The 26,503-nt window shown below is 65.2% G+C and carries 23 protein-coding genes; 2 read left to right on the forward strand and 21 right to left on the reverse strand.

What is annotated here, in order from left to right; genetic code table 11:
* Window positions 1–63: 63 nt before the first annotated feature.
* Entirely contained in the window at window positions 64–738 is a 675-nt protein-coding gene (locus ACIP9X_RS00950) for a TrmH family RNA methyltransferase (protein WP_400477842.1), read from the reverse strand.
* A 51-nt stretch (window positions 739–789) separates the two neighbouring features.
* On the opposite strand from ACIP9X_RS00950, the gene ACIP9X_RS00955 reads away from it, so the two are divergent.
* Window positions 790–1,620, forward strand: a complete 831-nt coding sequence (locus ACIP9X_RS00955) for an HAD-IIA family hydrolase (RefSeq protein WP_400477843.1) — start codon at window positions 790–792, stop codon at window positions 1,618–1,620.
* Between the two features lie 21 nt (window positions 1,621–1,641).
* Here ACIP9X_RS00955 and ACIP9X_RS00960 read toward each other — a convergent pair whose 3' ends face one another.
* The 20 genes from ACIP9X_RS00960 to ACIP9X_RS01055 form a co-directional block, all read right to left on the reverse strand.
* Window positions 1,642–2,682, reverse strand: a complete 1,041-nt coding sequence (locus ACIP9X_RS00960) for a thioesterase domain-containing protein (protein ID WP_400477844.1) — start codon at window positions 2,680–2,682, stop codon at window positions 1,642–1,644.
* A gap of 73 nt (window positions 2,683–2,755) precedes the next feature.
* The gene (locus ACIP9X_RS00965; RefSeq protein WP_400477845.1) at window positions 2,756–3,244 is read right to left on the reverse strand and encodes a hypothetical protein; all 489 of its coding nucleotides are present in this window, start codon (window positions 3,242–3,244) and stop codon (window positions 2,756–2,758) included.
* An 80-nt stretch (window positions 3,245–3,324) separates the two neighbouring features.
* Window positions 3,325–4,104, reverse strand: coding sequence for a GAF and ANTAR domain-containing protein (locus ACIP9X_RS00970; protein WP_400477846.1), 780 nt, complete (start codon window positions 4,102–4,104; stop codon window positions 3,325–3,327).
* 84 nt (window positions 4,105–4,188) lie between these two features.
* A complete protein-coding gene (pyrE, locus tag ACIP9X_RS00975) occupies window positions 4,189–4,764 on the reverse strand; it encodes an orotate phosphoribosyltransferase (RefSeq protein WP_400477847.1) in 576 nt (191 codons plus the stop codon).
* A gap of 65 nt (window positions 4,765–4,829) precedes the next feature.
* Window positions 4,830–6,077, reverse strand: coding sequence for an FAD-dependent oxidoreductase (locus tag ACIP9X_RS00980; protein ID WP_400477848.1), 1,248 nt, complete (start codon window positions 6,075–6,077; stop codon window positions 4,830–4,832).
* Between the two features lie 122 nt (window positions 6,078–6,199).
* The gene (locus tag ACIP9X_RS00985; protein ID WP_400477849.1) at window positions 6,200–6,778 is read right to left on the reverse strand and encodes a gluconokinase; all 579 of its coding nucleotides are present in this window, start codon (window positions 6,776–6,778) and stop codon (window positions 6,200–6,202) included.
* The gene (manD, locus tag ACIP9X_RS00990; protein ID WP_400477850.1) at window positions 6,778–8,007 is read right to left on the reverse strand and encodes a D-mannonate dehydratase ManD; all 1,230 of its coding nucleotides are present in this window, start codon (window positions 8,005–8,007) and stop codon (window positions 6,778–6,780) included. The genes ACIP9X_RS00985 and manD overlap by 1 nt, the downstream gene beginning before the upstream one ends.
* Window positions 8,008–8,039: 32 nt before the next feature.
* Window positions 8,040–9,479 (reverse strand): glucuronide transporter, encoded by a 1,440-nt coding sequence (uidB, locus tag ACIP9X_RS00995; RefSeq protein ID WP_400477851.1) that lies wholly within the window; start codon window positions 9,477–9,479, stop codon window positions 8,040–8,042.
* Window positions 9,480–9,540: 61 nt separating this feature from the next.
* Window positions 9,541–11,358: a beta-glucuronidase gene (gene uidA / locus ACIP9X_RS01000; protein WP_400477852.1), complete on the reverse strand. Its 1,818-nt coding sequence runs from the start codon at window positions 11,356–11,358 to the stop codon at window positions 9,541–9,543.
* Window positions 11,359–11,569: 211 nt separating this feature from the next.
* Entirely contained in the window at window positions 11,570–13,000 is a 1,431-nt protein-coding gene (locus ACIP9X_RS01005; RefSeq protein WP_400477853.1) for a mannitol dehydrogenase family protein, read from the reverse strand.
* On the reverse strand, window positions 12,997–14,406 hold the full coding sequence (gene uxaC, locus ACIP9X_RS01010) for a glucuronate isomerase (protein WP_400477854.1): 1,410 nt from the start codon (window positions 14,404–14,406) through the stop codon (window positions 12,997–12,999). The genes ACIP9X_RS01005 and uxaC overlap by 4 nt, the downstream gene beginning before the upstream one ends.
* Window positions 14,407–14,492: 86 nt before the next feature.
* Window positions 14,493–15,554, reverse strand: coding sequence for a LacI family DNA-binding transcriptional regulator (locus ACIP9X_RS01015; RefSeq protein WP_400477855.1), 1,062 nt, complete (start codon window positions 15,552–15,554; stop codon window positions 14,493–14,495).
* A gap of 178 nt (window positions 15,555–15,732) precedes the next feature.
* A complete protein-coding gene (locus ACIP9X_RS01020; RefSeq protein ID WP_400477856.1) occupies window positions 15,733–16,899 on the reverse strand; it encodes a Gfo/Idh/MocA family protein in 1,167 nt (388 codons plus the stop codon).
* A 31-nt stretch (window positions 16,900–16,930) separates the two neighbouring features.
* The gene (locus ACIP9X_RS01025; RefSeq protein ID WP_400477857.1) at window positions 16,931–17,791 is read right to left on the reverse strand and encodes a sugar phosphate isomerase/epimerase family protein; all 861 of its coding nucleotides are present in this window, start codon (window positions 17,789–17,791) and stop codon (window positions 16,931–16,933) included.
* 99 nt (window positions 17,792–17,890) lie between these two features.
* Window positions 17,891–18,775, reverse strand: coding sequence for an ATP-binding cassette domain-containing protein (locus ACIP9X_RS01030; protein WP_400477858.1), 885 nt, complete (start codon window positions 18,773–18,775; stop codon window positions 17,891–17,893).
* A complete protein-coding gene (locus tag ACIP9X_RS01035; protein WP_400477859.1) occupies window positions 18,772–20,652 on the reverse strand; it encodes a dipeptide/oligopeptide/nickel ABC transporter permease/ATP-binding protein in 1,881 nt (626 codons plus the stop codon). Before ACIP9X_RS01035 ends, ACIP9X_RS01030 begins: the two co-directional genes overlap by 4 nt.
* Entirely contained in the window at window positions 20,649–21,590 is a 942-nt protein-coding gene (locus ACIP9X_RS01040; RefSeq protein ID WP_400477860.1) for an ABC transporter permease, read from the reverse strand. Before ACIP9X_RS01040 ends, ACIP9X_RS01035 begins: the two co-directional genes overlap by 4 nt.
* A gap of 6 nt (window positions 21,591–21,596) precedes the next feature.
* Window positions 21,597–23,120, reverse strand: coding sequence for an ABC transporter substrate-binding protein (locus ACIP9X_RS01045; RefSeq protein WP_400477861.1), 1,524 nt, complete (start codon window positions 23,118–23,120; stop codon window positions 21,597–21,599).
* 206 nt (window positions 23,121–23,326) lie between these two features.
* Window positions 23,327–24,337, reverse strand: coding sequence for a Gfo/Idh/MocA family protein (locus ACIP9X_RS01050; protein WP_400477862.1), 1,011 nt, complete (start codon window positions 24,335–24,337; stop codon window positions 23,327–23,329).
* Window positions 24,334–25,182: a sugar phosphate isomerase/epimerase family protein gene (locus ACIP9X_RS01055; RefSeq protein WP_400477863.1), complete on the reverse strand. Its 849-nt coding sequence runs from the start codon at window positions 25,180–25,182 to the stop codon at window positions 24,334–24,336. Before ACIP9X_RS01055 ends, ACIP9X_RS01050 begins: the two co-directional genes overlap by 4 nt.
* Before the next feature lie 239 nt (window positions 25,183–25,421).
* On the opposite strand from ACIP9X_RS01055, the gene ACIP9X_RS01060 reads away from it, so the two are divergent.
* Complete coding sequence (locus ACIP9X_RS01060; RefSeq protein ID WP_400477864.1) at window positions 25,422–26,477, forward strand: LacI family DNA-binding transcriptional regulator; 1,056 nt, start codon at window positions 25,422–25,424, stop codon at window positions 26,475–26,477.
* The last annotated feature ends 26 nt before the right edge of the window (window positions 26,478–26,503 follow it).

Genomic DNA, 26,503 nt, shown 5'->3' on the forward strand with positions numbered 1-26,503 from the left:
GGATGGCACCTAACGGCAGTCGGTGCGGGGCAAACACTGCCGCCACCTGTCATCCCGCGGCAGCTAGACGTGCTGGCCGAACACGTGCCGGCGCACCCACGCGTGCATTGCAATCGCCGCCGCTGAGCCCGCGTTGATGGACCGGGTGGAGCCGAACTGTTCGATCGACAGTGTGGCTTCCGCGGCTTCATGCACCTCCGGCGTCAGCCCTGGCCCCTCCTGGCCGAAGACGAGCACGCATTTGCGCGGCAACTCGTACGTTTCCAGCGGCACCGAATCGGGGAAAATGTCGATCCCGATGATCGCGAGTCCTTCCCCCTGCGCCCACGCCACGAAATCCTCCACGGTGGGGTGGTGGCGGACGTGCTGGTAGCGGTCGGTGACCATGGCCCCGCGGCGGTTCCACCGCCGTCGTCCGATGATGTGCACTTCCTTGGCGAGGAAGGCGTTGGCGGTGCGCACCACGGTGCCGATGTTGAGGTCGTGCTGCCAGTTCTCGATGGCGATGTGGAAGTCGTGCCGCTTGGAGTCCAGGTCGGCGACAATCGCCTCGTGCTTCCAGTAGCGGTATTTGTCCACCACATTGCGCCGGTCCCCGTCGGCGAGGAGGTCAGGGTCCCAGTGGTCGCCTTCGGGCCACTCGCCTTCCCACGGCCCGACGCCGACCTCCGCTTTCGGCTCCGGAGTCTCCTCAGTGGCGGGTTGCGGTTCGGGCGGGGTGCCGGGCGTTCGATTCACCCCTCAACACTAGACTGGGCTCCGGAACATTCATCACCGGCGGAGGAAGACATGGCAGAAGCGGACCAGGTAAAGGAATCAGCGGCGGTTTACCGGAGCGGGCAGGAGATCGAGTGCTGGCTGACCGATATGGACGGCGTCCTGGTGCACGAGAACCAGGCTGTCCCCGGCGCGGCCGAACTCATCCAGCGGTGGGTGGACACGTCCAAGCGCTTCCTGGTGCTGACCAACAACTCCATTTTCACCCCCCGCGACCTTGCAGCCCGGCTCCGCGCCTCCGGCCTGGAGATCCCGGAAGAGAACATCTGGACCTCCGCCCTTGCCACGGCGCAGTTCCTCAAGGACCAGGTGCAGGGTTCCGATTCCGGCAACCGCGCCTACACCATCGGTGAAGCGGGACTGACGACGGCGCTGCACGAGGCCGGCTTCATCCTCACCGACCAGAACCCCGACTTCGTGGTGCTCGGCGAGACCCGCACCTACTCCTTCGAGGCGATCACCATGGCGATCCGCCTGATCCTCGCCGGGGCCCGCTTCATCGCCACCAACCCAGATGCCACCGGCCCCTCCAAGGATGGCCCCATGCCGGCAACGGGAGCCATCGCGGCGCTGATCACGAAAGCCACGGGCCGGGAACCGTATATCGTCGGCAAGCCGAATCCCATGATGTTCCGCTCCGCCATGAACCAGATCGACGCCCACTCCGAAACTACTGCCATGATCGGCGACCGGATGGATACGGACATCATCGCGGGCATGGAAGCAGGGCTCCACACCGTGCTGGTGCTCAGCGGCATCACCCAGCGGGATGAAATAGCTGGTTACCCCTTCCGGCCCAACCAGGTCCTGGACTCGGTGGCGGATCTTAAGAGCCAGATCTGACGCTGCGCCGGGAGGCCGCTGCTAGAAGGGCGTCATCTTTCCTCCGCCAGCCGGCAGGGGGAAGATTTCGTCCTGCAGGCCCGCCAGGATCGGCCTGTAGACGAACGGGTTCCAGCCCGGGCTGGCATGCGCTGGAAGCGCTCCCTCCGTCTGGAGTTCCGCAGAGGCCATGTTCGCCGAAAACGTCCGCGCCCACGACTGGTGGGCCGTCTGGTAGTTGACGGTCTCGTCACGGGGGTTTCCGATGTAGGCCATGCGCGCATCCCCGATCCCCCCGGCGAACCGGGTGGCATCGAAGTGGTAGATGTACGCGGATTCCGACTGGATCAGCACACTGGACGGAGCGATCGGAGACAGCTGTTCGAGGGTCTGGTCAAGGATCTGCCGCCACGTGCGCTCGTTCTTGTGGGCCACCCGTTCCCCCAGCTCGTAGCCGCCCCGCAGCACCGACGGCACCCGGAAGCCGCGTTCGTAGAGGAAGACCACGCCGTCGAACCAGCTCTGGTCCAGCACGTCGTACTTGCTGTAGGGACTGGAGTCCAGCACGATGAAGGCCACTTCCACTCCGTGCAGTTCGAGCAGGCGGGCCGCCACCTGCGTGGCCACCATCCCCCCGAAACTGTGGCCGTAAAAGTAGAGCGTGGTCAGGTTATTGGCACGGACGTGCTCGATCACGGCGATAACGATCTGGTCGATATCCAGACCGAGGTTTGAATAGCCGACGGCGGCCAGCTGGCCGCGCTGGTTCAGTGTGCCCCGCAGCGAGTTCAGGATCCACTGCGCCTCTTCCCAGCTGGTCTTGTAGCCGGGGAACAGGAACCAGCTGGCATTCGGGAAATAGCGGTCGGCGAAATCGTCCTCGACCACGAGGACCTTGTGCACCTGGCGCTGCGCCTGGACCTGCTGGGTCAGCAGCATGTCCGCGGCCAGCACCGATGCCGCCCCGGCGCCTGTGAGGAAGGCCCTCCGGGAGAACCGCTTCAGGTCGGAGGCACGCCTTATCAGCCGGGTCGTGTCAGAACCCGGCTGGAGCTCCGGACCTGGGGATCCTTCATACGGCACTCATCTACCCTAGGCACAATGCGGCGGCGCCGGGCAACATGTGCCACGGCTGTTGTACCGCTGCCGCAGCAGGTCAGCTTCCGGCGGCCTGCATCCCCGCCGTTTCAAAGAGCTCACGCCGGCTGAGTTCCTCGCAGATCGCTTCATACTGTGCGAGCAGCTCATTCCCGCAGTGCCCGGCGGGATCGTCCAGCAGCCGAAAAACAGCATCGCTGGCCGCGAGCAGTTCCGGAGAGGAGTAGCTGGACAGCGGGCGGAAGGCCGCGGAGGCCGGGGCCATGACCACCAGCGAGACGCCTGGCACGGTTGCGGATGACAATCCCTGTATGCGGGCGTCCTGGGCATTCAGGTCTATGCGCAGGCCAGCGAGCGCAGAGGATTCCACGAAGGCGGCGCGGGAGAGATCCACGGTGATGGGGTGGGTGATGCCCATGCGGCGGATCCGCTGGATTTCCTGCAGGAGGTCCGGCCGGGATGCCGGAGAAAGGGTGCCGCGGATGTCGACTCGGACGGTCTTCGCGGAGGGGTCAACGTTAACGAGGGGATCAAGCTGGTTGTCCATAGGTACTCCAAAAAAGGGTGTCTATGGCCGACGGCTCAACCTTGGCCAGCGTATCCCGCTGTGCCCCTGCGCACAAGCAGCTAGCCTGCCTGCACCTGTCCTGGCTCCTGGAAGTGCGTCCGCGCTTCGGTGCCGCCCACGGAGTTCACCAGCGACGATGCGATGTCGCGGAGCTTGACGTTGCTGTTGCTTGAGGCGTCGGTGAGGATGCGCACCGCCGTTTCCTGGCTGCACCTGTTTTGGGCCATGACGATGCCGATGGCGATGTCGATCACGGTCCGGGATTCGAGCGTGGCGCGCAGGTTGGTGGCGCTGTCCGAGTGCAGCGAGAACCTGACGGCAAGCCGGAGTGCCTGCGAGATTTCCCGGGTGTAGCCGCGGGCGTGGGCGACGGCTGCGTCGTTGAACTTGCGCGGGACCTCGGAGTACAGGTTGAGCGCAGCCTTGGCCTCGCCTTGGAGGCTGAAGGGCAGCGAGAGTACGGAACGCAGTCCGTGGGATGCCACCGCCTCGGCATAGTCCGGGCCCCACCGGCTCTCCTCCAACAGGTCCGGCACGTGGACCTCGCGATCTTCCTCGGCCGCGGTGAGGCACGGGCCCTGGGACAGCGAGTACTGAATCTCATCCACCTCACGGGCCGAGTCGCTGCTCCAGCCGATGGTGGCGGCCTTGCGGTCCCGCAGCAGCGTGATGCCGCACAGGGCGTCGTCACCGTCGCCGGCCACCTGGTGCGCCGAGTACCGGGCGAGCTCGTTCAGGAAGGCCTCAAAGTCGGCACTCTCCAGGATGAGATTCTGGATCTGCTCAACGCTGGTCAGGGCGCGGGCAGAACTGCTCCTGGTTTGATCGGGCGTGCGCATGGCGGGGCTGCTCCAAGTGGGAATTTGATCCGGGGTACGGAAATACTAGGTCACCCTGAAACTGCCGTCCACACCAGCGTCGGGTCAGTTCAGCCCGAGCTCGTCCTTGCCAAACGCAAACAGGTAGGGAACGCCGGTCTCCGCCTCGATCTTTTCCTTGGCTCCAGTGTCGCGGTCGACGATGACGGCAACGGCCACGACGTTGCCGCCGGCCTTCCGGACACCCTCAACGGCGGTCAGGGCAGAGCCGCCCGTGGTGGACGTGTCCTCCAGGACCAGAACCTTGCGGCCCTCCACGGACGGGCCCTCCACCTGGCGGCCCATGCCGTAGGACTTCTGCGCCTTGCGGACCACGAAGGCGTCCACGGCGCGGCCGGCGTCCGCGGCAGCGTGCATCACAGCCGTGCCAACGGGATCGGCGCCCATGGTCAGCCCTCCGGCGCATTCGAAGTCGATGCCGGCTTCATCCACCAGTGACAGCATGACCTGGCCAACGAGCCGGGAAGCCTCGTGGTGGAGGGTGATGCGGCGCAGGTCGATGTAGTAATCGGCCTCGGCCCCGCTGGAGAGGATCACCTTGCCGCGGACCACCGCGAGTTCCTTGATCAGTTCAAGCAGGCGGGCGCGGGCAGCGGGGGCAGCGTCAGGCGTGGCAGTCATGCGGTCCAGTTTAGTGGTTCCTGGCACGGGAACGGCGCGCCCCGGGAGCCGCCGCCGTCCGCGGCCTATGCCACGGTGCGCGGCTCCTGCCGGCGGGCGAACCCGGGGGCGTGCTCGGGCCGCGGGCCGAAGGCGATCAGGCGCGGCATGATCTTCCGGGCAGCGGGCAGGTGCTGTGCCACGAACAAAGGCACAGCCGGAGCCCCTACCCTCCTGCCTGCGAACAGCGGCACAAAGACGGCGCGGTGCATGATGCGCTGGACCGTCTGGACCACAACGGTGGGCATCCGGCGTCGTCGTTGCACCGCCGCCAGGTCCTTTACGCTGACCTGGCCGCGCAGAAGCGCCGGGGCTAGCTGCGCTGCCGCTGCCACCGCGTCCTGAATGGCGAGGTTGATTCCCACTCCGCCGGCGGGCGACATCGCGTGCGCAGCATCTCCAATGCACAGCATCCCGTCGACATACCACCGCCGCAGCCGGTTGAGCCGCACGTCGAGCCAGTGCAGGTCATCCATCGAGCGAATCGCATCCAGGCGGTCCGCGAGGTCCGGCCGCAGACCGGCGACACGTTCCCTGAACCGTTCCACCCCCTCGCTGCGAAGCCTGCCATCCGCACCCTTGGGTCCTATATAGCCCATCTGGTAGTAGTCGGTGCGGAACAGGGCGATCATTGCTTCCCCCAGGCTGAAGGCAGGCACAATGCCTGCCACTTCCCCCTTTTCCGAGGGATGGCGCGGCAACTTGAACCACCACGTGTCGAACGGCACCGGGAATTCCCTGGGCACGAGGCCGGCGGCCTGCCTCAGCGCGGAGTGCCGCCCGTCCGTGGCCACCACCAGGTCCGCATGGATCTCACCCTCATCCCCGGCCTTAGTCCGGTAGCGGATGCCGGCGACCCGGCCGCCGTCGTACACCAAAGACGTTGCCTTATGCTCCATCAGCAGCGTGAAGGTGGGCTCTTCCGCGGCGGCGCCTGCGAGGAAGTTCAGGAAGTCCCACTGCGGCATCATGGCGATGTAGTTGTAGGGCGGGCGCAGGGACGCAAAATCACCGAGGGTCACCAGGCCGGCCCCGGGCACCGGGAACGCGACGTTGCGCAGGCGGCTCTGCGGCAGCTCGCGGAATGCGCTCCCAAGGCCCAGCTCGTCGATGAGCCGGATGGTGGCCGCATGAACGGTGTCGCCGCGGAAGTCCCGGAGGAAATCGCCGTGTTTTTCAAGGACCGTGACCTTCACACCGGCCCTCGCCAGCAGCAGGCCCAGCATCATGCCCGCCGGCCCGCCGCCCGCCACCACACATCCTGTTCGCTCCATGGAACAACGCTACGCCTGTCCGACGGCGGCACACCGGACCACAGAGCGCGAACGGACACTTAAGGCCCTCCCCGCAGGGCCGCAAGTGTCCGTTCGCGCTGCAGTCAGCACCGCACTGGACCCTAGCCCCTAACGGACGGCACGTGGGAACCTACGACGGCGGTAATGCCTGCCAGAGCGTCGGCCAGGACAGCAGGCACCGGGGCGGCTATGTCCACCACGACGCCGCGCTCATCGTCCTCGAGTGGTTCCAAGGTTGCCAGCTGTGAATCCAGCAGGGCCGCCGGCATGAAGTGTCCGCTTCGGCCCTCCAAACGGGAGCCCAGCACCTCCTTCGAGCCGTGCAGGTGCAGGAAAACCGTGTCCGGTGCCTGGGCGCGGATGGCATCACGGTAACTGCGCCGCAGGGCGGAGCAGGCGAGGACCAGACCGTCGGCACCGGCTGCCGCCAGTTCACTGCCCACGATCGCAAGCCAGGGCCAGCGGTCCTCGTCGGTCAGCGGCGTGCCGGCGGCCATCTTCGCGACATTCTCCACGGGGTGGAGGGAATCGCCGTCGAGGAAGCGGACGCCGAGCTCGCGGGCCACAAGGTCGCCAATGGTGGTCTTGCCGCAGCCGGACACGCCCATGACAATCACCTGGGGGCGTGCCGCAGCAGGCCTGCCGGAGTGCGTTGCGGCACTGGAGTTGACGTTGCTCATCACCAGTCGTGGACCGTTCCGTCGACGAGGCGGTTGTAGGGCAGGTAGGCCTGCTGGTAGGGGTAGGCTGCTGCGGCTTCTTCGTTGAATTCGACGCCGATGCCGGGCTTCTCGCCCGGGTGCAGGTACCCGTCGGTGAAGGTCATGGACTGCTCGAAGACCTCGTTCGTGGCGGCCGAGTGCTGCATGTATTCCTGGATGCCGTAGTTGTGGATCGCCAGGCCCACGTGCAGCTGCGCGGCGAACCCGACCGGGGAAATATCGGTGGGGCCGTGGAAACCGGACTTGATCTGGTACTGCGCCGCGAAATCCATGACCTTTTTCAGCGGGGAAATCCCGCCAAAGTGCGTGGACGCGGCCCGCACGTAGTCGATCAGCTGTTCCTTAATGATGGTCTGGTAGTCGTAGACGGTGTTGAAGATTTCCCCGATCGCCAGCGGCGTGGTGGTGTGCTGCCGGACCAGGCGCAGGGCCTCCTGGTTTTCTGCCGGGGTGCAGTCCTCCAGCCAGAACAGGTCATACGGCTCCAAAGCCTTGCCCAGCTTCGCGGCCTGGATCGGCGTCATCCGGTGGTGCCCGTCGTGCAGCAGCGGCAGTTCCGCACCGAACTCGTTGCGGACCGCCTCGAACACCGTGGGCAGGTGCCGCAGGTAGGCCCTGGTGTCCCAGTCCTCCTCCACCGGGAACGCGCCCCGGCCGGCGGGCTCGTAGTCGTAGCGCTCCCCCGAGGCCTGCGCCTGCGCGGCCACCCCGTACACGGCCTTGATCCCGGGCACCGCGGTCTGGATCCGGACCGACTTGTAGCCCAGCTCCAGGTGCTCCCGGACAGAATCAAACAGCGACGGGATGTCCGAACCGGACGCGTGGCCGTACGCGCGCAGGCCGTTGCGGGACGCCCCGCCGAGCAGCTGGTACACCGGCATGCCGGCCATCTTGCCCTTGATGTCCCACAGGGCCATGTCCACCGCCGCGATCGCGGCCATCGTCACCGGGCCGCGGCGCCAGTACGAGGACCGGTAGAGGAACTGCCAGGTGTCCTCGATCCGGTGCGGATCCTTACCGATCAGCAGCTGCGCGACGTGCTCCTTCAGGTACGCCGCCACGGCAAGCTCACGCCCGTTGAGGGTCGCGTCACCGATGCCCGTGACACCGTCCTCCGTCGTAATGCGCAGGGTCACAAAGTTACGGGAGGGGCTTGTCACGAAGACTTCCGCGGCAATGATTTTCACAACAGGTCCTTTCGGATGGACAGATTCAGGGGTTAGTTGGCGGGCGCCGCGTGCGGCTGTTGGGAGGTGGCTGTTTTGGTGCCGTCCGAAGCGTCAGCGGAGGGCTCGACGGCGGCGTCGGCCTTTTTGGAGGCATCGCCGCTTTCGCGGCGGGCCCGGATCTCCGTGAGGATCTCGGCATGCTTGGCATCGGTCAGCGTGTACTTGGTCATGACCAGTACCGCGAGGATTGTCAGTGCGGCAGGCAGTGCACCCGCTGCGATCTGAATGCCGAACACCGCGTCCGGGGTCTGGGCGACCCCGCCGGACTTGTAACCGCCCAGTGCGAGTGCGTACGCGGCGAGGGCTCCGCCCACGGCCTGTCCGGTCTTGCGGGTGAAGGAGAACAGGGCGTAGGTGATGCCTTCGGTGCGGACGCCGGTCTTCCATTCGCCGTACTCAACGGTGTCGGCTTCGAGGGCCCACACCACGATGCTCATCGCGAGGACGCCCACGAGGCTGAGCACGAGGCCGGCAAAGCCGATCATGACCTGGCTTGCCGGGGTGAAGAAAATAACCGTACCGCCGACGACAGAGATCAGGGAGGAGTAAATGTAGACGTGCTTCTTGCCGATGTTGCGGACCAACTTGGGCATAAACGCGGCCAGGACGAAGGTCAGGACAAGCTGGATGATGGACAGCACGGGGTACAGGTCCAGGCGGCCGAGGACGTCGCGCAGGTAGTACAGCTGCACGGAGGTCAGTGCCAGGTAGCCGGAGAGGAAGAAGAAGGAGCTGATGCACAGCATCAGGAGGGGCTTGTTGCCCTTCAGGGTTTCCATGCTCTGCTTGAGCGAGACGTTCGGTACGGCCCGGTGCACGCGTTCCTTGGCGGTGAGGACCGTGAAGAAGTACAGGACCGTGCCGATCCCGACGAACACCAGGGTGATGGTGGTGAAGGTTGCCTGCAGGTCAGCGCCAGGCTTGATGAGGGGTGCCACGAAGATGCCAAGCGCAGAACCTACCAGCAGACCGCCAACCATACGGGCCGATCCCAGCTTGGCCCGGTCGCCCGGGTCCTGCGTCATGGCGCCGGCGAGCGAGCCGTAGGGGATGTTGACCAGGCTGTAGGCCAGGCCAAGGGCGGCGTAGGTGACGTAGGCGTAGAGCAGGGTTCCGGACTCGCCCAGCTGCGGGACGGAGAAGGTTGCCACGCTCAGGAGCAGCAGCGGGATGGAGCCGAACATGATGAACGGACGGAACTTCCCGAAGCGCTTGCTGTAGTTTCGGTCCACCATGCGGCCGGCAAAGACATCGGCGAACGCATCGAAGATCCTGACGACCAGCAGGAGTGTGCCTGCCGCTGCCGCGGAAATACCGGCAACGTCGGTGTAATAGACCAGCAGGAACATGGTGGCGGTGGTGAAGGCCAGGTTGTTGGCGGCATCGCCGGCGCCATAGCCGATGATGCTGAGCTTGTTCAGCTTTTTCATGTGGTGTGGGCTCCTTTACCCAAGTGTCTGCCCAGGGGGCAGCCAGAAATAGTGAAAAATGCTAGTTGAACTTCTTGTCGCTGCCGTTTTTGAGGCCGGCCAGTGCGGTCCAGCGCTGGCGGAGGGCATACGCGGCGGGCTTGGGCCGGCGGTCCCGGGTGAACACGCCCTTCTTGTTGCCGTCGACCCGCATGATGCCGTTGGACGTCTGGAAATCGGCGAAGTTCCAGACCTGCTCGCCCACCATCGCGTCCACACGGTCAAAGACCCGGTGGTACATCGCCAGGAACGCGGCCTGGTATTCCTCGCTCCAGGGCTGCTCGTAGATGGAGTGGAAGCCTGGCATGGTGTCCGGCCCGTACTCGGTCATGATCATGGGCTTGCCGTACTTGGCTTCCCATTCCCGCAGTTCCTTCTCCAGAACCTGCTCAGCTGTTTCCAGGTCCCCGTTGTTCAGGTACCAGCCGTAGTAGCGGTTAAGCATGATGACGTCGAACAGGTCGCCCAGCAGTTCCTTGTCCGGGGTGTCGAACATGACGTTGACGTAGCCCACGGGACGGGTGGGGTCCAGCTGCCGGGTGAGTTCGGCCAGGGGCTGGAAGTATTCGCGGGCGCCTTCCTCCGAGCCGTTGGGCTCGTTGGCGATGGACCAGATCACGACGGAGGGGTGGTTCTTGTCGCGGGCCACGAGCTCCCTGATGGCCTGGCGGTGGTTCGCCGCGGTGTTGGCATCCACCCCGCCGTCGACGTACGTCGGCTTGGCGATGCCGCCGAACACGGCACCGAAGCCGAGGTGCAGCCCGACGGCTGCCGTTTCGTCGATCACCACGATGCCGTGCCGGTCGGCAAACTCCATGACTTCTTCGGCATAGGGGTAGTGCGAGGTGCGGAAGGAGTTGGCGCCCACCCAGTCCAGGAGCTGGAAGTCATTGACCATCTGGGCGTTGCTGTGGCCCTTGCCGATTGCCACGTGATCCTCGTGCATCCCGAAGCCGGTGAAGTAGAACGGTTCACCGTTGATGAGGAATTCCTTGCCGCTGACCTCGACTGTCCGGACGCCCACCGGGAGGGTGTAGCTGTCCAGCAGCCGGCCGCCGTCGTGGATTTCAGCGGTGAAGCTGTACAGGTAGGCTGCACCCGGCTTCCAGAGCACGACGCCGTCAATCACCAGGGCGCCTTCGGAACCTTCTGCTGTGGCGACTTCGGAGCCGTCCGCGTCGCGCAGGGTGACCGTGACGGCCTCGTTGCCGGTGCCGCCGGCGGTGGCGACCTTGTAGCCGACGTTGCCGGTACTGCCTTCGAAGCCGGTCACCACCGTGATGTCGTCCACGGTGACGGCAGGGGTGCTGTAAAGCCAGATGCTGCGGTGCAGTCCGGCGTAGTTGTAGAAATCGTGGAGGTAGCTCTGCTGGCGGCGCCCGTCCTCCGTGACGGTGATGCTACCCGGCGGAATGGTGGCCTGGGTGAGCTCGTTGTTCACGGAGATGGTGAGCCGGAAAGTGTCGCCCGCCCTCACGTGCTCGGTGATGTCGGCGCTGAACGGCATGTAGCCGCCCGTGTGCTGGGCCACCAGCACGTCATTGACCCAGACCATGCCTTCGTGGGTGGCGGAGTCGAGGCGGAGGTGGATTCGCTCCCCCGCCCAGCCGCGGGGAACACGCACCTCGCGCTGGTACCAGACGTAGCCCACGTGGTCGCGGATGGCCTTGTCCGGGAAGACATCGTTATAACTGGCAGGGACGCCCATTTCGAGGCCTGTCTCCAGCGCCTTCTTGAACCATTCCTGGTGGTGGCCGGCACGGTCGAAGTCCACCTTGAAGCGGTAGATGCCGTCGAGGCTGACCAACTCGCGGGTTTCGCTGGCCTGGGGCTTGAGCATTTTGGATCCTAACGCGTCTTTGCGGGCTGAGCCGGAGGGGATTCTTTGGACAACCGGCCGTGGGCCGGGTTTCTGCTCGTGCTGTAATCCTAGTCACTTGGCAATCAAATGGCAAGCGGTTGCCAAACATTTTTGTTGAAAGTTCATGAAAGACGGCTGCCCGGCTCCTTATGGCAAGGGGAGCCGGGCAGCCGTGTGTGGTGCGCGGACGCTACCGGGAGACAGCCGGCTTCCCGAACGTTCCGCGCAGGTCGTCAATCAGGTCCACAACGCCGCCATCAGCCGCCAGGGCCGGGTCCACCAGCTTCAAAAGGGCCTGGGTCCGTTCCGCGCCGCTCAGCCGGTTGGCCGCGGCAACGTCGTCGGCCAGGGGATCCTGGACCTCGGCGGCCGCGCTGTAATCCATCCAGGCGGCCACCATCAGGGCAGCGGCGGCACCGGACCGGCCCGCGGCGCGCTCGGCCAGCAGCACCGGAACGGCCCGCATCCGCAGCTTGGTGCTGCCGTCCATTGCGATCTGCGCAAGATGGTGGGCAATCCGGGCGTTGCTGAAGCGCGTCTGGAGGGCAGCACGGTAGGCCGGGATCTGCAGGTCAGCGGCAGCGCCCTCCGCCCCGGCGAGGTTGGCTTCGGCCTCGTCCCAGAACTCTTCAACAGCCCGCAGACATGCAGGGTCAGCCAGGGCCTGCGCCACGGTGGAGTGTCCGCGAAGCTGGCCCGCGTAGGCCAGCAGCGAGTGCGCGCCGTTCAGGAGCCACAGCTTGCGGTTCTCATAGGGTTCGATGTCGTCAACAAAGACAGCACCCGCGTCTTCCCAGCGCGGCCGTCCTGCCGGAAAGTCCCCGCTGAGCACCCAGTTGGAGAAGGGCTCGGCCACGACGGGGGAATTGTCGCGGTAGCCGCGCGCTGCCTGGACGGCGGCGAGGTCGGCCTCCGTGGTGCGCGGGGTGATGCGGTCCACCGAGGTGCTGACGAAGCTGATGGTGCCGTCGATCCAATCTGCCAGGCCCTGGTCCCAGGCCGCGGCCATGCCCACCAGGGCGTTGTGCGCTACGGTGCCGTTGTTCGAGAGGTTGTCGCAGCACACCACGGCGAGGGGTCCGGAGCCGGCAGCCCGGCGGGCGGCGAGGGCCAGCACCAGCCGGCCCAGCGGCGTCGCCGGGGTTCCGTTGCCGGACTTCAGCAGTGCAAGGTCTGCCACGACGTCGGCCGCCGTGCGGTCAAGCTGCCCGTCGGCGCCGAGCCGGTATGCGGCTTCTGTAATGGTGAGTGTGACGATCGCGGTGGCGGGAGCGGCAACCAGGTCTGCCAGCCGCTGCGCGTCAGCGCCGTCCACCGCTTCAGCGATGCTGCTCACGACGGTAAACGAGTCGCCGCTGTCGGCGCGTTCCACCACGGTGTACAGGCCGTCCTGTTCCGCCAGGGCCAGCGCGGCATCGGGGCGGCGGCCGGTGAAGGAAGCGATGCCCCAGTCCGCGGCGTCACCCGCCTGGTGGGTGTACCAGGCCTGGTGTGAGCGGTGGAAGGCGCCCAGCCCCAGGTGGACAATGCGGACCGGAGCCTTGGCGGCAGGACGCAGGCCGCGGTTCAGCTGGGGAAGGCCTACGGCTGATGTGGCCGCGGATTGCAGTTCGGTGCTCACAGCTTGAAGACCCTTCTAGGCGAGCCGTCGACGATGTCGACGATGAGTTCGTGGGCGCGTTCCTCGCTGACGCGGTGCTCCGCGACAAGCCGTGCCAGGAAGGACGCTTCGATCCGGCGGGAGGCATCATGGCGCGCAGGGATGGAGCAGAACGCACGTGTGTCATCGATGAAGCCGGACGAGCGGGAGAAACCGGCGGTTTCGGTGACGGCCGAACGGAAGCGCAGCATGGCGTCCGGGGCATCCAGGAACCACCACGGGGCTCCCAGGTACACGGACGGGTAAAAGCCCGCCAGTGGCGCTAGTTCGCGGGAGAACACGGTCTCATCCAGCGTGAAGAGGACCAGGTGGAAATCCTTGGCGGTGCCGAAGTCCTGCAGCAGCGGGCGGATGGCCTCGGTGTAGTTGACGGCGAACGGGATGTCATGGCCGGTGTCGGCACCGTACGCGTTGAACGTGGGTTCATGGTGATTTCGGTACGAGCCTGGGTGGATGGTCATGACCAGGCCGTCCTCCACGGACATCCGGGCCATCTGGTACATCATGTGGGCCTCGAAGTCGTCGCGGTCCTGCGGCGTGGCCTGGCCGGAGCGGGCACGGTCGAAGAGTTTCGCCGCGGCACCGTCGTCGAGCTTGAGCGTTGCGGGCGTGCGGACGCCGTGGTCAGCGGACACTGCGCCGTGTTCCACGAAGTAACGACGCCGGTTTTCCAGGGCGGTGAGATAGCCGGCATAGCCCGTGCCGCCGTCGCCCGCTGCCGCGATGAGGCGGTCCACGTTCGACCGCCACTCCGGGTGGGTGATGTTCAGGTAGGCGTCCGGGCGGAATGTGGGCAGGACGCGGCCGTGGAACGTGGGATCCTGGGCGATCGCCTTGTGGCTGGCCAGGTCATCCATCGGATCGTCGGTGGTGGCCAGCACTTCGATGTTGAAGTCCTTGAAGAGCTGGCGGGGCCGGAAGCCGGGCTCCAGCAGCTTGGCGGAAATCGCGTCATAGCTGGAGTCGGCGGTCTCGGCACCGATCTCCTGCCGCAGGCCGAAGACACTGTCGAACTGGGTGCGGAGCCAGTAGCCGGAGGCTGTGCCTTCGAACAGTGGCCAGGCCTTGCAGAACTCGTGCCAGACGGCACGGGAATCCGGCTCAGCGGCGGCCTTTGTTCCGCGCACCCGGTCCAGCGGAACACCGCTGGCATGGATCAGCCGGGTGACGTAGTGGTCCGGGCTGACCAGCAGCGCTGCCGGGTCCGGGAAGGGGGTGTTGTGCTCGATGACTGCGGCGTCAACGTGCCCGTGCGGGGAAATGATGGGGAGGTCCTGGACGCGCTGCAGAAGGTCACGCGCAATGCTGCGCGTTCCGGGATCAGCGGGCAGGAGCCGGTCTGGGTTGGCGGCAATCGACTGTGACATAGCTCAATGGTCGGGCTTGGCGTAACCGTTTGTCAACCGGTTGCCACAAATTGCCAACAAGTTGCGGAGCTGTTGCGAGAGTAAGGCTAGCCCGGAGGCAGCAGCCGTCCGCTTGAGCCGCGCAATACCAGCTCTGTTTCCACCCGCAGGGTGCCGGCAGGTTCCGCCGTGCCGTGCAGGAGGTCCAGCAACAACCTGGCCGCGCCCGAGCCGCACTCCCCCAGCGGTGAGCGCACGGTGGTCAGCGGCGGCGTGGTGAAGTCCGCCCCGAAGATGTCGTCGAAGCCCACGATGCTGATCTGGTCCGGCACCACGACGCCCGCGGCCTGGAGTTCCTGCATGAGTCCGATGGCCAGGAGATCGTTGTAGGTCAGCACGGCTGTGACGCCGCTGGCGCGGACGTCGCGCGCCACCTGCCTGCCGCCGTCGACCGTGGGTTTGGTGGATTCCAGCCGCACGGCCTCGAGCCGGGACCATTCGCAGGCGGCCCGCACGCCATCCCAGCGCCGGGCAGACATCCACGACTGCGGCGGCCCGGCAACAAAGGCGACCTTGGTGTGCCCGTTCGCGGCCAGACTGCGCACTGCCTCACTGATGCCCTTGTTCACATCGGGAACGACACATGGCACGCCGTCGACCTCGCGGTTGATGACCACCACGGGCTTGTCGCGGGCGAGGGCGCGGATGTCGTCGTCGTCCATGCGGGGGCTGGCCAGGATGAGGCCGTCCGCTGCGGCCATCATCCGGCGGGCCGCCGTCAGTTCGGTGACGGCCGACTCGGCGGATTCGGCCAGAACCAGGGTGTAGTCACGCAGGGTGGCCGTGGTCTCGGCCCCGCGAATGATGTCGAAGAAAGTGGGGTTGGTGATGTCCGCGACGATCAGCCCGAAGGTACTGGTCCGGCCGGTGGGCAGGGCCCGCGCGAACGGGTTGACCTGGTAGTTGAGCTCGGCGGCGGCATCCTCGATGAGTTTCTGCGTCTTGGCGCTGACCCGGCCGGGCTTGCTGAGCGCCCGGGAAACCGTGGACGGATTAACTCCGGCAACCTTGGCAATGTCGTAAATGGTGGCGTTGGGCCTGCCGTCCCGGGCGGGCTTTCTGGCCGCACCTGTTGTTGCGGCAACATCCGGCGTTTTAGGTTCAGTCACGGCCCCATCCTAACGAGGAAACACGCCATCCAGGTCGCAGTTGTGGCCGTTTTGCGCGCTCAGAACGGCCACAACTGCTACTTAGTTGGGCTGGGGTTGCCTGCGGGGTGGCCAACGGTTGCCGGACCGGGCCATGTTAGGCCGGTTGGGCTCTGTTCAGTTGGGCCGGGTGTTGCCGCTAGGAGCGCTCGGGGAACTTGCCCTCCTCCGCGATTCGTTTGTTGAGCTCGGCGAGGAATTCATCTTCGTCGAAGTCCAGGCCCACTTCCCTGCCGGTCCAGCTGGAGAGGTGGATGGCGTTGGCCAGGCGGACGCCGTTGATGCCGTCGGATCCCGGGGCCAGCAGCGGGGTGCCATCCAGGATGTTGGCGGCGAAGTTCTCCAGGACGCCGGAGTGCTGGGCGCCCCAGGCGGATTCGAACTCCACGACTTCGGTGCTGTAGTACTCCTCGGGGTTCAGCTCGCCCATGAAGAGCTTGCGGACATCGTCCATGCCCATGCCGTCGCTGAGTTCACGCTCGGGCTTGACCAGGCGGGTCACGGTGGCGGTCTTGGAACCTTCGACGACGATCTTTCCCTGGTCACCCAGGATCTCGAAGCGGTCCGTGCCGGTCAGGTCGTGGGTAGCGGTGACGAAAACGCCTGTAGCGCCGTCGCCGTAGTCCACCACCGCGGTGACTTCATCTTCGACGGCGATGTCGCGGCGGAAGCCGTAGGCCACCTTCGCGTAGACGGACTTCGGCGCGCCACAGATCCATTGCCACAGGTCCAGCTGGTGGGGTGCCTGGTTGACCAGGACCCCGCCGCCTTCGCCGCCCCACGTGGCGCGCCAATCGCTGGAGTTGTAGTAGCCCTGCGGACGCCACCAGTTGGTGATGATCCAGTTGGTGCGGCGGATATTGCCGATCTCGCCGTTGCCGACGATCTCCTTGAGCTTCTGGTACAGCGGGTTGTTGCGCTGGTTGAACATGATCGCGAAAGACAGCTCGGGCTTGCTGGCGGCAAACTCGTTCAGCACCTTGACCTGCTTGGTGTACACGCCGGCCGGCTTCTCCACCAGGGCGTGGATGTTGCGTCTGAGCGTTTCGATGCCCATTTCGGGGTGGAGGAAGTGCGGGACGCACGTGACGACGGCGTCAACGTCGCCGCTTTCCAGCATGGCGATGTAGTCGTCGTAGAACGGTGCGTCAGGGTAGGCGGCCGAGGCAACCTCCTTCTTCGCGGGGTCGGTGTCGCAGATGGCGCCGATCTCCATGTTCGGAACCATGCCGTCCGCGATGAACTTGGCGTATGCGCCGCCCTGCTGGCCCAGGCCGATGATGCCAAGGCGTACTTTGCTGCTCATAAGTAGATCTCCGTAGTCAGTAGGGGGTGGATTAGAAAAGGTCGGCGTGGCCCATGGCCACCAGGTTGTCGTACGAGGTCTGCAGGGCATCCCAGACGGTGCGGCCGTACAGCTCGTCCTGTTCCACCAGCATGTACCGGGCGCCGGCGGCCTGCGCGGCCGGGATGATGGAGGGGAAGTCCAGGTTGCCTTCGCCGACTTCGGCGAACTGGACCACGTTCTTGAAGTCAGCCATGAAGCCCGCGATGTCCCCGCTTTCCAGGAGGCCGAAGGCGGATTCCGGCAGCTCGCCGATGCGGTAGTCCTTCAGGTGCACCATGGCGGTGCGGCCGGCGTACTTGGCCAGGGTCCGGACCGGGTCCAGGCCCCCGCGCTGGACCCAGTGGACGTCGATTTCCATGCCCATGGCCGGGGAGTTCTCCGCAATGATGTCCAGCATGTATTTGCCGTCGAACTTCGCGAACTCAATGTGGTGGTTGTGGTAGTACAGGCCGATGCCCTGCTCCTGCAGCCGCTCCGCGTATTCGTTGGCCAGCTTGGCAAAATCAACCACGGCGTTGATTGACTTCATGGCCGGGAACGGCAGCATGCCGATCCGCAGGAGCTTCGTGTCCAGGCGCTTCGCATCGTCCACGATCTTGTCGAAATGGTCCTTGAGCGAATCACCGGGTATGCCCTTGGGGGTTTCCATCGCAACGGACAGGGCCGCGATGTCCATGCCGAGTTCACTGCGGGAGCGGCCCAGTTCGGCAACGTTCTCCGGTGTCATCGGGATCTGGGAAATTTCGACGGCGTTGTAGCCGATCGCGCTGACCTTCCGGAGCGTTTCAAACGCCCCGAGTTCGGTGAAGCTGCCTTTCAGCATCATCGCTTGTACGCCAATTGTGGCCACTGTGTTCCTCCGTAATGTTTTTGGCCCCTCAAGGGCCATCTTGCCGGTTGGTGCCTCCGCCTTGTGCGTGCGCACTGGGTTTAATGCATGCGCATGGCCCTAGGCGACCGCGCCGGCCTGTTCCAGCTGATGCCGCTGGCTTTCCAGCAGTCGGTGGCGGTCCGCCCGGCGCTGTTCCTGCCGGTCCGGATCGGGTACTGGGGACGCCAGCAGGAGGCGCTGGGTATAGGGGTGCTCAGGGTCGCGGGTTACCACAGAGGCCGCCCCCTGTTCGACGATTTCGCCGTGGTACATGACGGCCACACGGTGGCTGATGTGCCGCACGACGTCCAGGTCATGGGAGACAAAAAGGTAGGAAACGCCGGTGTCCTTCTGGATCTGCAGGAACAGGTCAAGGACACGCGCCTGCGTGCACAGGTCCAGTGCACTAACGGGTTCGTCGCAGACGATCAGCTTCGGCGAGAGCGCCAGTGCCCGGGCAATCGCGACGCGCTGGCGCTGGCCGCCGCTGAACTCCCGCGGCAGGCGGTGGATGGCGTCCGAGGGCAGCCCCACCTGGTCGAGCAGTTCCTTGACGCGTTTCCTGGCAGCTGCCTGCTCCATCCCCTGCACGCCGAGGGGCTCGGCAAGGATGTCGCCGATCTCCAGGGCCGGGTTCAGCGAGGTGTACGGGTCCTGGAAGACCACCTGGAGGTCCCGGCTCAGGATCCGGCGCTGCTTGCGCGTGGCCTGGCTGATGTCTCTGCCTTCGAAGATGACCTTGCCGCCCGTCACCGGGGCCAGGCCCAGGACGGCGCGGCCCAGGGTGGTCTTCCCCGAGCCGGACTCCCCCACCAAGCCAAGGGTCTCGCCTTGGCCGATAGAGATGTTGATATCCGTCAGTGCCCTGAACGGCTTAGCCCGGAACCTCTTGCTCGGGTACTCGACGATGAGGTTCTCCACTGTCAGGAGCGGTGCAATATCCCTAACTTTCACAGTGCTCACGCGACCGGCTCCTTCTGGCTGGATACAAGCATGGACATGGGGGCTTTGCCTTCAAGCATCGACGCCAGGAGGGTCTGGGTGTACTGCTCTTTCGGGTTCCGGAGGATGTCGCGGACGGAGCCTTCCTCCACGAGGCGGCCGTTCTGCATGACAGCCACGCGGTCGCAGAGGTCGGCAACCACGCCGAAGTTGTGGGTCACCAGGATGACGCCGATGTTCAGGCGCTGCTGGAGCTCGCGCAGGAGGTCCAGCACGTCGGCCTGCACGGTGACGTCCAGGGCTGTCGTGGGCTCATCAGCGATGACCAGGTCCGGTTCGCAGCTGATGGCGCCGGCGATCAGCACACGCTGGGCCATGCCGCCAGAGACTTCATGCGGGTAGGCGCCGAACGTCCGCTCCGGGTTGACGATTCCGACATCGGTCAGCAGCTTCAGCGCCCGCTTGCGGGCTTCCTCCCTGGAGATCCCCAGGACACGCACCATGGGCGTGACCAGCTGGTAGCCGATGGTGAAGGCGGGGTCCAGGTTGCTCATGGGCTCCTGCGGAATATAGGAGACCCGCTTGCCCCGCAGCTTGGACAACCGCCCCTGGTCGACGCGATCCTCGCCTGGAGCCACGGTGTAGTTGCCATCGAACTGGATGGAACCGGCCACGATGCGGGCGTTGTCCGGAAGCAGTCCGAGGATGGAGAACGCCGTTTGGGACTTGCCCGAACCTGACTCACCAACGATGCCCAGGATTTCGCCGCGGTCCACGTGGAAGGAAACGTCGTCCACCACCCTCTTGACGGAACCGTCAGCCTGCGGGTAGCCGACGCCGAGATTGGTCACCTTCACGAGATGATGCTCTGTTCCGACATCGACGGCGGCCACGGACCTCCCGCCAGCGGCAGGTACTGTACGCGCGGCGGCGGGTGCCGCCGTCGTGCCCTTCACCAGAGCCGCCTTCTTGCGGTGCTTGATCTTTTCGCCGTCTTCCAGTGCGTCGCGGATGGCGTTGCCCAGCAGGACCAGGCCGCCGATGGTCAGCGCCATGGCGAGCGCCGGCCAGAAGAGCAGCGTCGGGTTCAGGTAGACGTTCTTGAAGCCCTCCGAGAGCATGACGCCCCAGGTTGCCTTGGTGGGATCGCCCAGGCCGAGGAACTCCAGTCCGGACTGGATGGCGATGGCCACGCCGGCAATCGCCGCCGTCTGGATGATGATCGGTGCCCGGACCACGGAGAAGATATGCCGCACGATGATGCTCAAGTCCGAGAGCCCGGAAACCCTTGCGGCATCAACGTACAGCTCGTTCCGCACCGACTGGACGGCCGTGCGCGTCAGCCGGAAGTAGGACGGGCTGATCAGGATGCCGAACGCGATCATGGAAATCCATACCGACGGGCCAAAAGCCGCCCGGATGGTCAGCAGCACGATCAGGCCGGGAAGGCTCATCAGGATGCTGACTGCCCAGTTGGAGACTGCCTCGAACTTTCCGGCGTAGTAGCCGGCGATCAGGCCCGCCGGCAGGCCGATGGCAATGGCGACGCCCGCGCACAGCAAGGCGGAAAGCAGGGTCAGCTGCGCACCGAACAGCAGGCGGCTCCAGACGTCGCGGCCGGCACTGTCCGTTCCCAGGATGTTCACCGAGTCCGGGGCGGCAAGCGTCTTGGCGATGTTTGAGTAGTTCTCCTGGAAGGGGGCCAGCACCGGAGCCAGGATGGCCAGCAGGAAGACCGCCAGCAGGATGGCCATGGCCACGATGCCCAGGGGGTTCTTGAACAGGCGCCGGACCACGGTGGAGCGGACCACCGTGCCGCTCTGCCCGGTAGGAATGGACGGCGCGGGGGCGCCTGATACAGCTGCGGCAACAGCCGCGGTTTCGACAGAATCGCTCATGACACACGCACCTTCGGGTTGAGCCAGCCGTTAAGAATGTCCACCAGCAGGTTGACCACGATGACGACGACCACGGTGTACATCACGACGCCCATCACCACCGGAAGATCCGACTGGCCGGTAGCGGCGACCGCGAGCGGGCCCATGCCCGGCAGGGCAAAGATCTGCTCGATGATCACAACACCGCCAAGCATGCCGATCAGCTGCAGGCTCAGCACCGTCAGGCCGGCCGGGGCTGCGCTGCGCAGCACGTGCCTGAACAGGATTTCGCGTTCGCCGATGCCGCGGCTGCGCAGTGTGCGGACATAGTCCCGCTCGAGCTGCTTGATAACGGCGCTGCGGATCTGCTGCGCGCCTCCCGTGACGCCGTTGACTAACAGGGCGATCACCGGAAGCGACATGGAATAGACCCACGCGTCGGGCCCGGATTCGGGGGAAATGGTGCTGGTGGCCGGGAAGAGGCCCAGCTGGATAGCCAGGATGGTGACCAGGATGACGCCGATCACGAACCCCGGAATGGAGTCGCCGATGATGGCACCCACCTGGACCACCCTGTCCACCCAGCCGCGTTTGACCGCAGCAACAACACCAATGAGTGCGGCACAGATTGCGATCAGGATCATTGCGGCGAAAACCATGGTCATGGTCACCGGAATCCGGGTTGCCAGCGAGTTTGCCACCGGTTCAGACGTGAACCACGAGGCCCCTAGGTTTCCGCTCAACGCGTCGGCCACCCAGGAGAAGTAGCGGACCACCAGCGGCTGGTCCAGCCCCAGCTCATGCTCTTTCATCGCCACCTGCTCTGCAGTGGCCTGGTCGCCCAGGATGTTCCTGGCGATGCTCCCGCTGGAGATGTACAGCAGGAAGAAGGTGAGCGCCGAGACAGCAAACAGCACCACCAGACCGCTGCCCAGCCTTTTCGCAATGAACCTGATCATGGTGTCCTACTTGGCCGGTGAGTAGTTGTAGATGGACGGAACGGCCTGCTGGATCTGCGGGGTCACGTTCACCTTGGCGTTGTGGTAGTACATCTGGTTGACGCGGAACAGCGGAGCGAACCACGCCTGCTCAACGACGTACTTGTTGACTTCCTGCGCCAGCTTCCCGGCACCAGCGCCGCCGTTACGCACGGCCGCGATCTTGGCTTCCAGTTCCGGCGTCGTGTTCTTGAAGGGGTTGTAGAGCGCCTTGGTGGAGACGATCTGGTCGGTGGCAACCGTGGGCTGACCCTGGAAGAGCGAGAAGAAAATGGTGGTGAACTTTTGGGCGGCAATGTCGGCCGTATAAGTGTTGGTCAATGCTGCGCCAACCTTCAGGGTGATGCCGACGTCTGCCAGTTGCTGCGTGATGACTGAAATCTGGGTTTCGAAACCGGGGACGCTCGGGATCTCCAGGGTGACGCCCGTTTCGTAGCCGGCTTCCTTGAGGAGCTGCTTGGCCTTGGCCGGATCGTAAGAGTAGTAGTTCTCCAGCGCTTCGGACCAGGCTCCGCTGGCCTTGCCGAACGGCTGCGACGTCGGGGTGCCTTGGCCCAGCATGACCTGGTCGAGGATGGTCTTCCGGTCGAAGGCGTAGTTGATGGCCTGGCGGACCTTGACGTCCTTCAGCGCCGGATTCTTGGCACCATCGCGGTCCAGGAGGAGCAGGCCCTGCCAGTCAACCTCGTTGGCGGCCAGCTTCATGTTGGCGCCCTCGGCCTGCTTGCCGTTCTTGGGATCCAGGATGGTGGCGTCCACCTGCCCGGAGACCAGGGCGTTGGTGCGGGCGGTGAGGTCTGTCAGAATTTTGAACGTCAGTTTCTGGTATTTCTGAAGATCCTTGTTCCAGTAATCCTTGCGGGCAGCAAAAACCGTCTGCGAGTCCTTGACGGATGCTGCCTTGTCCATCACGTACGGGCCCGAGCCGACCGGTTCGGTCTTGATGCCTTCGGTGCCCAGGGCCTTGGGGCTGCCCATCAGGCCGGCAGCCTGGCTGAGGAAGTATTCCAGCGCCGGGTCTGGCGTAGTGAGGTTGACGTCGATGGTGTCGGCGTCCACCACAGTCACGTCCTTGACCGAAGCGAGCTGGGCCATCTGGGGACCGTTGGCTTTCTTGAAGTGGTCCATGTTGGCCTTGGCGGCCTCGGCGTCGAACCTGGCGCCGTCACTGAACGTCACGTCCGTGCGCAGGTCCAGGGTGAGCTTGGTGTTGTTGGCGTTGTACTTCCAGGCCGTGGCCAGCATCGGGCTGAGTTTGCCGTCCGGCTCGCGCAGGATCAGGGTGTCATATACCGCCTGGTACGGCTGCAGAACGTGGCCGACGTGCGCCTGGGCCGGGTCCCATGAGCGCACATCCTGGACAATGCCGAGAATCAGTGCTGTGGCTGCGCCCGCGGCGGAACCGGAGTTGGCAGCTCCGCCGCAACCGGTCAGCGCAAGGGATGCACTGAGAGTAATGGCGGCTCCTGCCGCCTTGGGACCTAACTTCATTGTTGGCTCCTGAATCTGTGGAACGTGAGACTTTGCGGAATAGGCCGGTGTGGCGTGGGCCACACCGGCCTATGTGAGATTCGCAGTACGCACTGTTGCCGGTTTTGGCAACCGATTGTCAAAATTCCTGCATGGTTTGTTGGCGAGCAGTCGAGCGACACTTCCTAGCAGTGCAGGAGCGTCGCATCCGATTGCCAAAAAAGGGTTCAGGACACCGCGTGGGCAGACTGCGGGTAGCTCTGCCGGTAGACATCCTTGACGATGCGCAGCGATTTTTCTGCTTCGGCAGGGCTGATCCAAAACGGATCGCCGTCGTCCAGGCGGGCGTAGAAGTCGCTGATCAGCAGTTCGTGGGAAACGCCCCAGTAGGATCGGCCGCCGGAGCCGCTCGTGCGCTCCCGAACGATGTCCACCCGTCCATCCTCGTGTGTCACGGTGAGGTCACCCCGCAGGCTCAGGACGGCCTTCTCGGTGACAACATCGAGTGTCACCGGGGCGTTGAACGCGTTGGCCAGGGTGGCATAGAACGCGCTCCGGGCGCCTCCGGCATGTTCTGCCACGAATTCCGCAGTGTCTTCGACTTCAATAGTGTCGCCCAGGAAGCGGGTGGACGCGTTGCCGGTGACCGCGACGACGTCTCCCACCAGCCATTGGAGCAGGTCCACGGTATGGATGGCCTGGTTCATCATCAGGCCTCCGCCGCCGCCGGCCCAAGTCCCCCGCCACGGCCGGTTTTCGTAGTACTCGGCGGAGCGCTGCCACATTACTGTTGCGGACGCCCCGACGACGGCCCCCAGCTCGCCCGATGACAGCAGGGCATGCATGGCCTGTGACGTCGCGTTGTACCGGTTCTGGAAGCACACCGCTATTTTCGCCCTGCCGGCTGACGCGGCTTCGACCAGGCGCCGCCCCTCCGCAAGGGTGTGGGCCAGCGGCTTTTCCACGATGACGTTGACGCCGCGCTCCAGGCAGTCCGCGGCTACCGCGGCGTGCTGGTCGTGCGGGGTGCAGATGTGCACCACATCAGGATTGACGGCCTCGACGAGGGCCAGGTGGTCGGCATAGCCGGGGACGCCCCAGGCAGCCATCGCGGAGGCAAGCCGCGGCGGATCCGCATCGCAGACCGCAACCAGCGTGGCGCCGTCGAGCTTTGCCACCGCCTCCAGGTGCACGGAGGAGACGTCGCCGCAGCCGATAACTGCCGCCGTCGTACTCACGAAAGTTCAACCCCGTTTTTCGCGGCGAGCGCGGCGAAGGCACGGGCCGCGACCCCGAAAGCAACCGGACCGGAGAAGCCGCCGAGCTCGTGGGCGCTGGCCAGGTGGGGTTCCAGCGAGGCGAAGCCGCAGAAACCGTCCGCCTTCAGCGCCGCGATGGTGGCGTCCAGTTCGCCGTCACCCTCGCCGGAGGGCACCACCTCGCCAGTGGCTGCAAGCGCGTCCTTGACCTGGAAGTACTCGAGGTAGGGGCGCAGCATGGCGTAGCCCTCCGTGTACGGCTTGACGCCCACCTGGACGAAGTTCGCGTTGTCCCAGGCGATCCGCAGCGCCGGGGAGTCCACCGTCGTCATGATGTCCAGGACACGCTCGGGGGTGTCGCCGTAGATGCCCTTTTCGTTTTCATGCAGAAGCACGACGCCGGACTCTGCGGCGAGCGCTGCAAGCGCGTCCATCCGGATCATAACGTCGTCGCGGATGTCTTCGGCGCTCCGGTCCTCGGCCCGGAAGAAGGAGAAGATGCGGATGTATTCGGTGTCCAGGCCCTTGGCCACGGAGATGATCTGGCGGAGCCGGTCCAGCTCGTGTTCCGCCGGCAGGCTCACGTCCACCTTGCCGATGGGACTGGCCACGGCCGAGACTTTGAGGCCCTTTTCATCCAAAATTTCCTTGAGCGTGGCAACCTGCGGCGGTTCCAGCTCGGAAACGTTGGTGCCCCAGGCGCTGCGCACCTCGATATGGCTTGCGCCCAGCGCCAGCAATACTGCGGCCTGCACCGCAGGGTCTGGATCAATTTCGTCGCCGAAGCCTGAGAGCGGCCAAACTGCTGGTGTTGTATTGCTCACGCGGGTCTCCTGGGTTTTGCAGCCGCCGCGCGGGCAGCTCCGTTCCGGCTCCGGTGCGGTGAGGCAGTTCACAAACAATGTCCCGGTCGAGTCTAGCTAGCGCCAACGCAAATGACAACCGGTTGCCAGAAATTGACAAGATATGCCATTCTTGGCTGACCGGATCTTTGGCCGCACACACTGGCCCGCCCGTCCGGCCTGGCCAGGACTGCCCGGCCACACGTTCAGAGAGGAGCGCCGTGGCTACGACGCAACCAGCAGCAGTGGAGCGCCCGCCCACCATCCATGACATCGCCGCGCTCTGCGGTGTGGCGGCCTCCACCGTTTCCAGGGCGCTCTCCACCCCTGACCGCGTCAATATCCGGACACGGCAGCGGATCGAGGCAGCCGCAGCGCAGCTGAACTACATCCCCAACAGCCAGGCCAAGGCTCTGAGCTCCGGACGGACCGGGGCCGTCGGAGTGCTGGTACCCGACATCACCAACCCGTTCTATTTCGACCTTATTCGGGGTACCCAGCTTCAGCTCAAGGCCGCCGGGTACACGCAGCTGCTGGTGGACACGGAGGAATCCGATGAAGTGGAAGCAAGCAGCCTGGAACAGCTGCGCAAGAGCGCGGACGGCATCGTGGTGGCTGCCTCACGCCTTACTGACGAGGCCTTGCTTGCCGCTGCAGCAAGGATGCCGATGGTCACGGTCAACCGCGACGTTCCCGGCGTCCCCGCGGTCCTCATTGACACTCCGTCCGCCACTACACAGGCCCTTGACCACCTCATCTCGCTGGGCCACACCCGCATCGCCTACATGGGCGGGCCGCTTACTTCGCAGTCCAGCACACGCCGCTGGAGTACGCTGTCCGAGGCCGCCGAGGAGCGGGGCGTGGAGGTCCGCCGCCTGGGGCCCTTCGCGCCCAAGACACAGTCCGGCGCAGCAGCCGCGGACGCCGCCGTGCACAGTGGAGTGACGGCCTGCATCGCGTTCAACGACCTCATAGCCATCGGCATGCTCCAGCGCCTGCGTGAACGCGGCCTCCGGGTCCCGGAGGACATGAGCATCGTGGGCTGTGACGACATCTTCGGCGCGGACTTCTGCAATCCGCCGCTGTCCACCATGGCCTCCCCGATCGAACAGGCCGGTCGCGTGGCAGTGTCCATGCTGCTGGCCCAGCTGAACCCGCTTGCCGGCGGCGGAACCCGCAGCCGGTCTGTGATGCCCACCCACCTCACGGTCCGGGGCTCCACCGGGGCTGCACCGGGAACGCGGCAATTCCGCACTGATTCCGGCGGACACAGTTGAGCAGGGCTGACACTGCTGACTAGTGT

This window comes from Arthrobacter sp. NPDC093125, from assembly GCF_044754225.1.
Classification (GTDB): Bacteria; Actinomycetota; Actinomycetes; order Actinomycetales; family Micrococcaceae; genus Arthrobacter.

What these genes read in the sequence shown, in the direction of transcription:
- ACIP9X_RS00955 (WP_400477843.1), top strand. Translation starts at nt 790, where the DNA reads ATGGCAGAAGCGGACCAGGTAAAGGAATCAGCGGCGGTTTACCGGAGC.
- ACIP9X_RS00965 (WP_400477845.1), bottom strand. Translation starts at nt 3,244, where the DNA reads ATGGACAACCAGCTTGATCCCCTCGTTAACGTTGACCCCTCCGCGAAG.
- ACIP9X_RS00970 (WP_400477846.1), bottom strand. Translation starts at nt 4,104, where the DNA reads ATGCGCACGCCCGATCAAACCAGGAGCAGTTCTGCCCGCGCCCTGACC.
- pyrE (WP_400477847.1), bottom strand. Translation starts at nt 4,764, where the DNA reads ATGACTGCCACGCCTGACGCTGCCCCCGCTGCCCGCGCCCGCCTGCTT.
- ACIP9X_RS00980 (WP_400477848.1), bottom strand. Translation starts at nt 6,077, where the DNA reads ATGGAGCGAACAGGATGTGTGGTGGCGGGCGGCGGGCCGGCGGGCATG.
- ACIP9X_RS00985 (WP_400477849.1), bottom strand. Translation starts at nt 6,778, where the DNA reads ATGAGCAACGTCAACTCCAGTGCCGCAACGCACTCCGGCAGGCCTGCT.
- uidB (WP_400477851.1), bottom strand. Translation starts at nt 9,479, where the DNA reads ATGAAAAAGCTGAACAAGCTCAGCATCATCGGCTATGGCGCCGGCGAT.
- uidA (WP_400477852.1), bottom strand. Translation starts at nt 11,358, where the DNA reads ATGCTCAAGCCCCAGGCCAGCGAAACCCGCGAGTTGGTCAGCCTCGAC.
- uxaC (WP_400477854.1), bottom strand. Translation starts at nt 14,406, where the DNA reads ATGTCACAGTCGATTGCCGCCAACCCAGACCGGCTCCTGCCCGCTGAT.
- ACIP9X_RS01020 (WP_400477856.1), bottom strand. Translation starts at nt 16,899, where the DNA reads ATGAGCAGCAAAGTACGCCTTGGCATCATCGGCCTGGGCCAGCAGGGC.
- ACIP9X_RS01035 (WP_400477859.1), bottom strand. Translation starts at nt 20,652, where the DNA reads ATGAGCGATTCTGTCGAAACCGCGGCTGTTGCCGCAGCTGTATCAGGC.
- ACIP9X_RS01040 (WP_400477860.1), bottom strand. Translation starts at nt 21,590, where the DNA reads ATGATCAGGTTCATTGCGAAAAGGCTGGGCAGCGGTCTGGTGGTGCTG.
- ACIP9X_RS01045 (WP_400477861.1), bottom strand. Translation starts at nt 23,120, where the DNA reads ATGAAGTTAGGTCCCAAGGCGGCAGGAGCCGCCATTACTCTCAGTGCA.